This window comes from Candidatus Avedoeria danica, assembly GCA_016703025.1.
Classification (GTDB): Bacteria; Chloroflexota; Anaerolineae; order Epilineales; family Epilineaceae; genus Avedoeria; species Avedoeria danica.
Window position 1 is genome coordinate 355,563 of the sequence record JADJCV010000004.1, and the last position, 11,139, is coordinate 366,701.

The following is an 11,139-nucleotide window of genomic DNA, read 5'->3' on the forward strand; positions in this document are numbered from 1 at the left end:
CAACCGGGCGCCGCTGGACGTCAGACACCGTTTCGACCCGCCCGGGTCGCAGCGCGCGCCACCGCTATACTGCCGCGCCGCTCGCCCGAGGGCAACATCGGCCGCGCGCCGTGCGGCCGTCAGCGACAGGCGACGACGGCCGCCAACCCACGGTAGATCTCCTCGAGCACCCGTTCGTCCGCCGCCGCGCGGTACCCGTCCGGGCTGGCGACGTCCACGAGCAGCGCGGCGTCGACGTCCGCGCCGAGGCCGATCGCGAAGACGAGCGTGCCGGAGGCCTTCAGGGCCGCCGCCACCTCGCGCACCGGCTCGACGGGGCCGTTCTGCGTGCCGTCGGACAGGAGGACGACGACACCGCGGCTGCCGGGCCGGCGGTTCGGGCTGCCGGCGAGCTCGCCGGCAGCGGCCCGCAGCGCGCGGTCGATCCGGGTGCCGGGGCTCGAGGCGAGGCCGTCGATGGCGGCGATCAGCACGGCGTCGTCGCCCGTCAGGCCGGCGGCCAGCGTCGGCTGCTCGCTGAAGCCGATGACGGCCGCCTGGTCGCCGCTCTCGCCGAGCAGGCCGACGAACGTCCGCGCCGCGGCCTTGGCCGCCTCCAGCTTGGCGCCGACCATGCTGCCCGACGTGTCGATCACGACGACGACGTCGTTGCGCCGCGCGCCGGGCAGGCAGGCGAGACGGTAGGCGGCCGGCAGGTAGACCGGGCGCGGCAGCGATGTCGGGGTGGCGGTCGGCGTGGGCGTCGGGGCGACGACCTCGATCTCGGGGACCGGAAACGTGAACGTCCGCCGCGCGCCGTCGCCGTCGGCGTACTCCGCCACGGCGCGAAGGTTCGTCCGCAGGCGGCCGGTCCGGAGCGGTCGGATCTGGTAGGTCAGCGTGATCCCGCTCTCCGGCAACAGCGTCCGGCCCCACTGCAGCGCCCGCGTCCCGTCCTCGAACGCCGCGGGCCGTGCCGAGCCGGCCACGAGCTCGACCTCACCGCCCATCGCGTCGTCGATGACGAGGTTGCCCGCCAGGCTCGTCGTCACGGAGCGCAGGATCTCACCGTACACCGGGAAGAGGTCCTCGGGCGTCGGCGCGTCGAAGAACCGCTCCTGCCGCCCGGCGATCGCGACGAGCGCCGGGCGGTTCACGTCCGCGCCGAGGCCGATCGTGTAGAGCTGGACGCCGGAGCGGCGGGCGGCGTCGGCGGCCAGGACGGGATCGCCCGGCCCGTTCTGCCGGCCGTCCGTCAAGAGCACGACGACCGGCAGCGCGTCCGGCCGCCCGGCGGCCGCGAAGTGGGCCACCGCGGTGTCGATCGCCGCCGCCAGGTTCGTCGAGCCCGTCGGCGCGAGGCCGTCGAGGGCGTCGATCGTCGCCACGAGGTCGGCCGAGAGCGGCGCGACGACGGCTGCCGTCGTCTCGAACGCGACGAGGCCGACGCGGTGGTGGCGGACGTCGAGCAGCTCGGTGAACGTCCGCGCCGCCGCTTGCGCCGCGGCCAGCTTGGCGCCGGCCATCGAGCCGGAGCGGTCGATCGCCAAGAGGACGTCGGCGCCGGACTGGCGCGTCGTGGCGGGGCAGCGGGCGGCCAGCGTGAGCGTGACGTTCGCCGTCTGGCCGAGGACGATCCGCGGCGGGCCGGCCACCTTGTCGCCCGTGACGGTGCACGCGCCGGGCGAGAACGTCGGGGTGGCCGTCGGCGTCGGCGACGTCGGCGATGGGCCGGGCGTGCGGGCTGTCGGCGTCGCGGGGCCGAACGGCATGAACAGGTGGAGGGATGCGCGCCGACGATCGGAGAGCCAGACGGCACCGAAGCGGTCGAGGGCGATATCGTCGGCGCTGATCGCCGTGCCGTCCAGCAGCCGGGGCGTGAAGCGGGCGACGAGCGACTCGTCGCGATCCGTCAGCGCGTGGACCTCGACGGCGCCGTCCGCGAGCAGCCCGGCGACCCAGGTAGACGACCCGGTGCCCGCTTGGGCCGCCGCGTCGTCGGGTACGGTGGCGGCCGCCAGGCGACGCGGGCCGGCCAGCAGGCCCATCGGCCACGCGCCGCGGAGCGGGCCGGGCGCGATCGGGTTCCAGCCCTGGATGTGCGCGTCGACGAGGTCGGCGGTCAGGACGATGCCGGTCGGGAACGTCGGGTCAGGCGCGACGGCGGCGATGTCCGTGGGCCAAAGGCCCTGGCCGCTCGGCCAGCGGATCCGGCCGGTCTCGCCGCCCGTGACGGCGTCCAGCAAGACGGCCTCGTGGCCGCGTGGCTGCGTCACGGCCACGTGCGTGCCGGCGGTGATCCGCCCGCCGAGCGCGAGCGGCACGGGCACGCGCCAGGCAGGCGGCGGGTCGCTCCAGCCGGCCTGGCCGAGCAGCGAGCCGCGCCGCTCGACCGCCCCGTCGGCCGTCGTCAGGTAGAGCTCGCCGTCCGGGCCGAGGGCGATATCGAGCGTGTTGCTCGGGACGATCCGGCTGCCGATCTGCACGCCGGCGGCGTCGAACGCGACGACGCGCTCGCCGCGCAGATCGAGGGCGGCCACATGCGGCCCGTCCCGCGGGCTGCCGGACGGCGCGGCGAGCGCGATGCCGCCGCCCCACGCCTCGCCCCCCAGCCGCGGCGCCCATGCCGGCTTGGCCGTCGTCCCGACGATCGCGGCGCGCGCTCCGCCCCCGGCCAGTCGGCCCTGCACGCGCAGCCGGCTGCCGGCGGAAAGCCCCGTCGTCGTCACCGCCCACCCGCCTGCCGGGCCGTCGTCGGCCATCGCCAGGGCGAACGGCCAGTCGCCCTCCGGCGGCGGCGTGCCGAGCGCGCGGGCCGTCCATACGACGACCGGGCGGCCGGCGGCGTCGAACGTCACGAGCAGCGCCGGGTCGGTCGTCGCCGCGGACTCGGGCCGGACGAGGGCGTACACGGCGTCGGCCGCGTCGACGGCGACGGCGAGCGGGACATAGCCGCTGGCGCCGAGATCGAAGGACCGCACGACGTCGCCCCGCAAGTCGAACCGTACGACGAGGCCGATCCAGGGCGATGCCGCCACCATGTCGCCACCGGGCGCGACGGCGAACCTGACGAGCTCGCCGTCGCGCCCGATCTTGGCCAGGCGCTGGGTCGCGCCCGAAGCGCGATCGACGCGCAGCGCGGTGCCGCCGATAACGGCGATGACGTCGCCCGTCCGCGGGTGGACCGCCAGATCGACCGCCACGCCGAGGTCGCCGCGCGCCTGCTCGAACGTGTCGACGCGCACGACGGACTCGCGCCGGCCGTCGGGCAGGCGGCTCTCGAGATAGTAGACCGTGACGCCGTCTCCGAGGCTGTCGGAGCTCTGGAAGATCTCTGCCCAGAGCACGTACCGCCGGCCGCTGCTCGCGCGCGGGTCGGCGGCGACGGCGTAAGGCAGCCGCACGGACGGCAGGTCCGGCCGCGGCGTGAGGGTGTTCAGCTCTTCGGGCGCCTGCCACCACGCCGAAGGCTCGATCTCGCCGCCGCGGTACACCTGCACCGCCCGGTTGTCCCCGTCGGCCACCAGCAGCTCGCCGGTTCGGTCGAGCGCGATGTCGATCGGCGCCGCGGGCAGGGGCGGCAGGTGGATGCTGGCGGCGAGGCCCCAACGGCCGACGGATTGGCCGGCGGCGGGGGGCGCCGGGCGGATCGTGGCGAGCGTCGCGACGAGCGTGATGGCCGCGGCGCAGATGGCGAGGCGCGCGGCGGCGGGAAGGCGTCGGGCTGCGGCTGGAGGCATCATGGGCGGCTCAGGTCCGTGAAGCGCGGGTCGAAGTGCGGGTCGACGCGCGCATGGGTACATCGGGTACAACCATCGGGCACATGTCGAAGCGCGCACGAGTGTAGCGGATCGGGCAAGGCTATACTCGACCGCAGGAGAAACGATGCCATCCAGCCTGCCTGAGACCGTCGCCGCCCCGCTCACCGCCGCCGCCGAAGCGGTTCGCGCGTCGCGCCGCGTCGTCGTCCTGACCGGCGCCGGCATGTCGGCCGAGAGCGGGATCCCGACGTTCCGCGACGCGGGCGGGATCTGGTCGATGTTCGACCCCGACGACGTCGCCACGCCGCGCGCGTTCGAGCGCGACGCGGGCAAGGTGTGGCGCTGGTACGCCGAGCGGCGCCGGTCGATGGCCGGCGCCCGGCCGAACGCCGGCCACGCGGCGCTGGCGGCGCTCGAGGCACGGCTCGCGGCGCGGGGCGGGTCGGTGATCGTCGTGACGCAGAACATCGACGGCCTTCACCGCGCTGCCGGCAGCCGGAACGTCGTCGCGGTCCATGGGGACATCCACGGCGCGCGGTGCTTCGACTGCCGTGCCGACGCGGGCGAGGCCGGTGCCCATGACGCTTCGACCGTCGTGCCCCCGCGCTGCCCCGCTTGCGGCGGTCGGCTGAGGCCGGACGTCGTGTGGTTCGGCGAGGCGCTGCCGATGGCGGCCGTCGGGCGGGCACTGTCCGCCATCCGCGCGTGCGATGTGCTGCTCGTCGTCGGGACGTCGGGCGAGGTCGAGCCGGTGGCCAGCTTCCCGCTGCTCGCGCTGGAGCACCGCGCCGTCCTCGTCGAGATCAACCCGGCGCCGACGCCGCTGTCGGCGCATGCCACCCACGTCGTGCGCGCCGGAGCGGCCACGGCGCTGCCGGCGCTCGTGGAGGCGTGCGGATGATCGCCCCGGTCGCCGCGGCCGTGCTGGCCCATGTCGCCCAAGTGCCCGAAGTGGCCGACGACTTCGTCCGGACGCTCATCGGCCTGCTGACGACGTACTTCGCGCTCGTGCTCGGCTTGGTGGCACTGTGGGTGTTCATCGTCTTCCGGATCATCCGCCGGATGACGGTCGGCCTGGACGACACCGGCCTCTTCGCGCTGCGCTCCGTCACGATCGCGGTGCCGCTGGCCATCGACGCCGTGGACCTCGGGCTCGACTTCTTCGGGTCGCCGCTCGCGTGGTTCATCGCCAACCAGACGCCGCTGAAGCCGCTGCGCGGGGCGTCGCTCTGGGAGGGCCTCGTGCCCGGGACGCAGCTCCTGCCGACGATGACGCTCGGCTGGTGGTGGGCGAACCATGTGCGGCGGGATGGGCCGTGGCCGGGGCGGGCGATCGACGTCGCGGCCGCACGCCTCGATGCCGGTGACGACGCGGATCGCGACGGCCTCGACTAACGCACGCCGATGATCGCGGCCACCTCCGCCCAGTCCAGGCCGTCCCACGCGTAGCGGTCGAGGTCGATCCGCAGCGTCTCGTCCACCGCGACCCCCTCGGCCCGGAGCCGCGCCGCCTGCTCCGCTGCGTCGTACTCGCGGTTCACGATGCTGATCCGGCCCTGTGCGTTGATCACGCGCTGCCACGGCACGTCGCCGTACGCCGGATCGCCTCCACGGTCCTTCAGCGCGTTCAACGCATAGCCGACGGCGCGCGCCCCGCGCGGCTGGCCGAGCATGAGCGCCACCGCGCCGTACGTCGTCACGCGGCCGCGGGGGACGCGGCGGACGACGGCGTAGACGTGGTCGAAGAACGTGGCGGCGGGCGGGGTTGCCGCAGACATGGTCGCGCGAGACCCTAACGGCCGGAGGATGACGCGAACGGCAGGAATAGGCGGCCATCATTCGGCGGCGGCCCGAGATCGCGCCTGTGCGTCACGCGTGCGATCGTCTCGCTCGGGCCGCTGAGCCAGACGTCGTAGCGGTCGGGATGGCCTTCGATCCGCAGGCTGAACCCGCCGCTGCCGACGACGTCCGCCACGGGGCCGATGCTCACGCGCCGCCAGCGGCCGGAGCGCAGGTGGAACAGCGCGCCGCTGTCCGCGTACCTCAGCTGCCAGCCGATCGCCCACGGCGACCCGTCCGGAGCGATCGCCACGTCCCAGAGGTCGGTCTGGTGCGGCAAGCCGGCCAGTCCGTCCGTTCGGTCGATCCAACGCCCGTCGCTGCGCTCGACGACGACGCCCTGGCCGACGAGCCAGCCGTGGTCGCGGCCGTCGAACGCGATGTCGCTGATCTGGCCCCGCAAGGCCGCAGGCAGCCCGGCGGATCGCCACGTGCCCGCGTCGAGCCGCCAGGCGTCGCTGCCGACGGCCCACGCGGTGTGCGCATCGACCGCCGAAAGGAGCCGTACGGCGTCGGGCAGCGTTGTCATCAGCTGCCAGCGTTCGCCGTCGAAACGCAGCACGTCCGTGGCGGGCGGATCGCCGGCGCGCTCCTGCGTTCGCTCCGTCGCCAGCGCGAACACGCCCTCCGGCGCCGTTCCGGCGATGGCGGCGATCCGCCGCTCCGTCGGGAGGTCGAAGGCCGTCCATGTGCCGGCCGCGTAGCGCAGCGCGGTCGTCGTCCGGCGCTGGCCGACGCCGTCTTGTCCGTCGCTGGCGCGCTCCGTCAATGTGGCCCACCAGACATCGCCGCCCACCGCCGTCACGCCGTCGAGTCGGTCGGCTTCGGTCGGGCCGTCGATCTCGCGCCAGCGTCCGTCATCGCCCCGCGCGACGACCGGCCCGCCGATGCCGACGGCCAACCCGCGGCCGCCCGGGGCGACGGCGGCCCGCAGCGGCGTGTAGTCGCCCGAGCGCGTGCCGCCCCAGCGATACCATCCGCCGCGGTCCTGGCGCAGGACGTTGTCCGGCCCGACGGCCCAGAGCGCGCCTTCGGAGGTCAGCGCGAGCGCGCCGAGGCCGAACGGATTGTCGACCGAGACGTAGACGTCGGGTTGCGTCCACTGCCAGCCGCGCCCGTCGAAGTGCGCGACGCCGAGCTGGCCCGAGGCGAAGACGTCGTCCGCGGCGCGCGCCTCGACGGCGCGCATCTCGCCCTGGTTGTCGTCGACGGCCAACCGCCACGCCGTTCCGTCGAAGTGAAGGATCGTCCGCACGCTGGGCACATCCATCCAGCCGAGCGCGCCGCCGACCGCCCACACGTCGTCGGCGGTGATGCCGTGGAAGTCCCGGATGCCGCCGTTGAAGCCGGGTGCCGGCACGGCCCGCCACGCCGCGCCGTCCCAGCGCAGCAGCTGCGCGCCGTCGCCGCCGGTCACCGCTGCCCAACCGTCCGCCTCCGCCCGCAGCCAGAGCGCGGTGACGAAGTACCCCGCCGGGTGGTCCACCCGACGCCAGCCGTCGCCGTCCCGCACCGCGACGAGCGATCGCGTCGCACCGTCCGCCGTCGGCTCGTGGCCGGCGATCCAGACCGTCCCGCCGGGCGTGATCGAGACGTCGCTCAGCGTGCACGCGAACGGCAGCGGATTGGACGCGACGCCCTCGGGCCGCAGCTCGGCGACGCGGCAGTCCGCGCCGGCGCCGACCGCCCAGCCGTGCCCGTCCGCGGCCACGTCGACCGCGGCGTAGCCGTACCCGTCCCCGTCCCGCCCGTGCACGAGCCGCCACGACGCGCCGTCGAAGTGCACGATCCCGTCCCAGCCGACGGCCCAGACGTCGTTCGGGCCGGCCGCGGCGACGTCGAGCACGTGCTGGAAGCCGCCGCGCTCGACGGTCACGACGTCGTTCGCCGCCGGTTGGGCGTGGGCCGACTCCGAGCGTTGCGGCGGCGGGTGGGCGCTCGCGGCGACGAGCGCGACGGCGGTGCAGGCGCGAAGGGTCGCGCGAGCCCACCGCGCTCGACAGGCACGCCACGGCGGGGCCGCCGGGCGGTCTTGGTCGGTCGATCGGACGATTGCGGATCGGATCATCGGCACGAACGGTAGGCCGGCGGCGGCGTCGGCGCAAGCGGCGCCTCGTCCCTTAACCGGAATCCGATTGACCGGAATTAACCGGAATCCGATTGACCGGAATCCGATTGCCGAACTCAGAACAACCCGACGACCTCACCCGTCTCGAAGTCGACATCCACGTTCTCCGCCGCGGGATGGCTCGGCAGCCCCGGCATCGTGCGCATCTCCCCCAGCAGGGGGTAGATGAACCCGGCGCCGATCGAGGCGCGGACCTCGCGGACGCGGACGGTGAAGCCGGTCGGCGCGCCGAGCTTCTTGGGGTCGTCGGACAGGCTCAAGTGGGTCTTGGCCATGCAGATCGGGAGGTTGCCGAAGCCGGCGGCCTCGAAGCGCTTGATCTGGCCCTCGGCCGCCGACTCGTAGGTCACGCCGGACGCGCCGTACACCTTGGTGGCGATCGCCTCGATCTTGGCTTTGATCGGCAGGTCGATCTCGTACAGGAAGCGGAACTGGCTCGGCTCCTCGGCCGCCTCGATGACGGCCCGCGCCAACGCCTCGCCGCCTGCGCCGCCGTCGGCGAAGTGCGTGCTCACGGCGGCGCGGCAGCCGGCGGCGGCGGCGACGTCGACGATGGCCGCCACCTCGCTGTCGTGGTCCGTGCCGAAGCGGTTGATACAGACCACCGGCGTCACGCCGTGGAGCTGGACGTTCTCGATCTGCTTGGCCAGGTTCGGCGCCCCCGCCAGCACGTCTTCCGCGCTCTCGGCCAGCATCCCGTCCGGCAGCGGCTTGCCGGGCACGACACGGAACTTGCCGGAGTGCAGCTTCATCGCCCGCACCGTCGTGACGATGACCGCCGCGTCCGGGCGCAGGCCGCTGGCGCGGCACTTGATGTTGAAGAACTTCTCGGCGCCGATGTCGGCGCCGAAGCCGGCCTCGGTGACGAAGAAGTCACCGGTGCGCGTGCCGATCAGGTCGGCCAGGACGGAGCTGTTGCCGTGCGCGATGTTCGCGAACGGGCCGGCATGGACCAGCGCCGGGCCATTCTCCAACGTCTGGACGAGGTTCGGCTTGATCGCCTCCTTCATCAGCGCCGTCATCGCCCCCGCCGCGCCGAGATCCTCGGCCGTCACGGGCTTGCCGTCCCTGGTTTGGGCGACGACGATCCGCGCCATCCGCGCCCGCATGTCCTTCAGGCCGGTCGTGAGCGCCAGGATCGCCATCACCTCGCTGGCGACCGCGATGTCGAAGCCGGTCTGCCGCATCGGCCCGTCGCCCTTCGTGCCGAGGCCGATCGTGACGTTGCGCAGCGTCCGGTCGCTGACGTCGAGCACGCGCCGCCACGTGACGGAATACGGGTCGATCCCGAGCTCGTTGCCGTGGAAGAGGTGGTTGTCGATCATCGCCGCCAGCAGGTTGTTCGCGGCCACGACGGCATGGATGTCGCCCGTCAGGTGCAGGTTGATCTGCTCCATCGGCACGACCTGGCTGTAGCCGCCGCCCGCCGCGCCGCCCTTGATCCCGAACGTCGGCCCTTGCGACGGCTGGCGGATCGCGAGCGTCGTCGGCCGCCCGAGCCGGTTCAGCGCCTGCGCCAGCCCGACGGTCGTCGTCGTCTTGCCCTCGCCCAGCGGCGTGGGCGTGACGGCCGTCACGAGGACCACCTTGGCCAGCGGACGCGCCGCCAGCCGGTCGATCGCCTCCAGCCGGACCTTGGCCATGTCGCGACCGTAGTGCTCGATCTCGTCGAGCTCGAGGCCCATCCCGGTGGCGATGTCATCGATCGGCCGGAGCGTGGCGGCCTGGGCGATCTCGAGGTCGGATGGGAAGGGCATGGCGGGGCTCCTGCCGGGACAACGGTTGGCGCATGTTCGACGTCGGCCGCGCACGTACCGACGGGGCCGCGCTGCGGCATCACGGCCGCGGCGACGGCAGGCGAATATACCACGCCGCCCGGCCGGGCCCTCAGGCGAGCCCGAGCAGCGGCAGGATGAGCCGAAGGCCGACCAGCGTTACGACGAGGCCGACGATGTCGATGACGAGCCCGGCCCGCATCATCTCCCGCTGCGGCACGAGCCCGGAACCGTACACGATGGCGTTCGGCGGCGTGCTGACCGGCATCATGAACCCAAGGCTCGCCCCGAGCGCCACGCCGAGCACGGGCGCGATCGGGCTCACCCCGGCCGCCTCCGCCAGGCCGATCGCCACCGGCGCCAGGATGCTGGCCGAGGCCGTGTTGCTCGCGATCTCGCTGAGGATGACGGCCGCCGTCGTCACGAGCGCCGTGATCGTCCACAAGCTGTCGGCCCCGAACGTCCCGGCCGCGACGCCGCCGATCGTCGCCGCGAGGCCGCTCTCGTCCATGGCGCGGCCGAGGGCAATGCCGCCGCCGAAGAGCAGGATCGTCCCCCAGTCGATGTGCGCGGCGTCCGTCCACTGCAGGACCGCGCGATAGGGCCGCCGCTCGGCCGGCAGCACGAACAGCGCCGCCGCCGCCCCGATCGCCCCGACGGACAGGGGCAGGCGAGCCAGGAGCCAGGCCGCCGCCGGGTGGCTGCGGCCGAGGACCGCTGCCGCCACGTCGGGCGCGAGCCATGCGGCCAGCGCCACGACGAAGGCGGCGAGCGTGCTCCGCTCGGCCAACGTGAGCGGGCCGAGGTCGGACAGGCGGCGAGCGGCCAGCGCGGGGTCGAGGGTGGCGGTCTGCGCGCCCGTCGCCCCGCCCGGCAGGTGGTAGAGCCGGCGCAGTACGAGCCAGCACGCGCCGAGCATGACCGCGGTGATCGGCAGCCCGAAGGCCGCCCACTGGACAAAGGAGATCCGGATGCCGGTGGACTCTTCGATCGCCGCCAGGCCGATGAGGTTGGGCGGTGTTCCGACCGGCACGCCGACCGCGACGCTCGAGCCCCACGTCAGCATGAGCAGCGTCGCCACAGCCAGCGGGCTGCCCCGCTCGGCCCGACCGAGGGCGCCGGCGATGCCAAGCCCGATCGGCAGCAGCATCGCCGTCGTCGCGGTGTTGGAGGCCACGAGCGAGACGCCGCACGCGACGGCGCCGAGCGCCAGCACGGCGCGCGACGGCGAGCGTCCGACCGCCCGCCACGCGAGCACGCCCCACGCCACCCGCTCGCCGAGCCGCGTCGCCTCGATGGCGCGGGCCAGCAGGAAGCTGCCGACGAACAGCGGGATGACGGGGTCGCCGAACGCCGCGAAGACGGTCTTCTCGTCCCGGCCCGCGACGACGACGAGCAGCGCAGCCGACACGAGGGCGGTGACGGGCAGCGGCTGCGCCTCGGCCACCCAGCCGGCCACGGCGAACGCGAACACGGCGGCGACGGCGCGCTGCGAACCCGGCAGGCCGGCCGCCAGCAGCCACACCGCCGCGAAGGCCGTCGGCGCGGCAGCCCAACGCAGCGCCGCCAGGGCGAACGCGCGGTCGAGACGTCCCATCGCAACACCCCCGGGTTCGGCGGCGGACCGGCCGGACGGTCGTCCGTGCGATGCGGCCGC

Annotated in this window: 7 protein-coding genes; 2 read left to right on the top strand and 5 right to left on the bottom strand. The window is 74.4% G+C overall.

Annotated elements, in window-relative coordinates; genetic code table 11:
* Positions 1 to 119: 119 nt before the first annotated feature.
* Positions 120 to 3,722 carry a VWA domain-containing protein gene (locus tag IPG72_04820; GenBank protein ID MBK6768343.1) on the bottom strand — a complete coding sequence of 1,201 codons (3,603 nt, stop codon included), beginning with the start codon at positions 3,720 to 3,722 and terminating at the stop codon, positions 120 to 122.
* Positions 3,723 to 3,864: 142 nt separating this feature from the next.
* Between IPG72_04820 and IPG72_04825 the strand changes: the two genes are divergently transcribed.
* Together IPG72_04825 and IPG72_04830 are read left to right on the top strand one after the other, a co-directional pair.
* A complete protein-coding gene (locus tag IPG72_04825) occupies positions 3,865 to 4,641 on the top strand; it encodes an NAD-dependent deacylase (protein MBK6768344.1) in 777 nt (258 codons plus the stop codon).
* Positions 4,638 to 5,135 (top strand): hypothetical protein, encoded by a 498-nt coding sequence (locus IPG72_04830; protein ID MBK6768345.1) that lies wholly within the window; start codon positions 4,638 to 4,640, stop codon positions 5,133 to 5,135. Before IPG72_04825 ends, IPG72_04830 begins: the two co-directional genes overlap by 4 nt.
* Here IPG72_04830 and IPG72_04835 read toward each other — a convergent pair.
* The 4 genes from IPG72_04835 to IPG72_04850 form a co-directional block, all read right to left on the bottom strand.
* On the bottom strand, positions 5,132 to 5,518 hold the full coding sequence (locus IPG72_04835) for an MGMT family protein (protein MBK6768346.1): 387 nt from the start codon (positions 5,516 to 5,518) through the stop codon (positions 5,132 to 5,134). The two genes, IPG72_04830 and IPG72_04835, sit on opposite strands and share 4 nt — an antisense overlap.
* A 14-nt stretch (positions 5,519 to 5,532) precedes the next feature.
* Positions 5,533 to 7,647, bottom strand: coding sequence for a hypothetical protein (locus IPG72_04840; GenBank protein ID MBK6768347.1), 2,115 nt, complete (start codon positions 7,645 to 7,647; stop codon positions 5,533 to 5,535).
* A 116-nt stretch (positions 7,648 to 7,763) separates the two neighbouring features.
* Positions 7,764 to 9,464, bottom strand: a complete 1,701-nt coding sequence (locus IPG72_04845) for a formate--tetrahydrofolate ligase (protein MBK6768348.1) — start codon at positions 9,462 to 9,464, stop codon at positions 7,764 to 7,766.
* Positions 9,465 to 9,594: 130 nt separating this feature from the next.
* A complete protein-coding gene (locus tag IPG72_04850) occupies positions 9,595 to 11,079 on the bottom strand; it encodes a DASS family sodium-coupled anion symporter (protein MBK6768349.1) in 1,485 nt (494 codons plus the stop codon).
* Between the last annotated feature and the right edge of the window lie 60 nt (positions 11,080 to 11,139).

What these genes read in the sequence shown, in the direction of transcription:
- IPG72_04835 (MBK6768346.1), bottom strand. Translation starts at nt 5,518, where the DNA reads ATGTCTGCGGCAACCCCGCCCGCCGCCACGTTCTTCGACCACGTCTAC.
- IPG72_04840 (MBK6768347.1), bottom strand. Translation starts at nt 7,647, where the DNA reads ATGATCCGATCCGCAATCGTCCGATCGACCGACCAAGACCGCCCGGCG.
- IPG72_04825 (MBK6768344.1), top strand. Translation starts at nt 3,865, where the DNA reads ATGCCATCCAGCCTGCCTGAGACCGTCGCCGCCCCGCTCACCGCCGCC.
- IPG72_04850 (MBK6768349.1), bottom strand. Translation starts at nt 11,079, where the DNA reads ATGGGACGTCTCGACCGCGCGTTCGCCCTGGCGGCGCTGCGTTGGGCT.
- IPG72_04830 (MBK6768345.1), top strand. Translation starts at nt 4,638, where the DNA reads ATGATCGCCCCGGTCGCCGCGGCCGTGCTGGCCCATGTCGCCCAAGTG.
- IPG72_04820 (MBK6768343.1), bottom strand. Translation starts at nt 3,722, where the DNA reads ATGATGCCTCCAGCCGCAGCCCGACGCCTTCCCGCCGCCGCGCGCCTC.
- IPG72_04845 (MBK6768348.1), bottom strand. Translation starts at nt 9,464, where the DNA reads ATGCCCTTCCCATCCGACCTCGAGATCGCCCAGGCCGCCACGCTCCGG.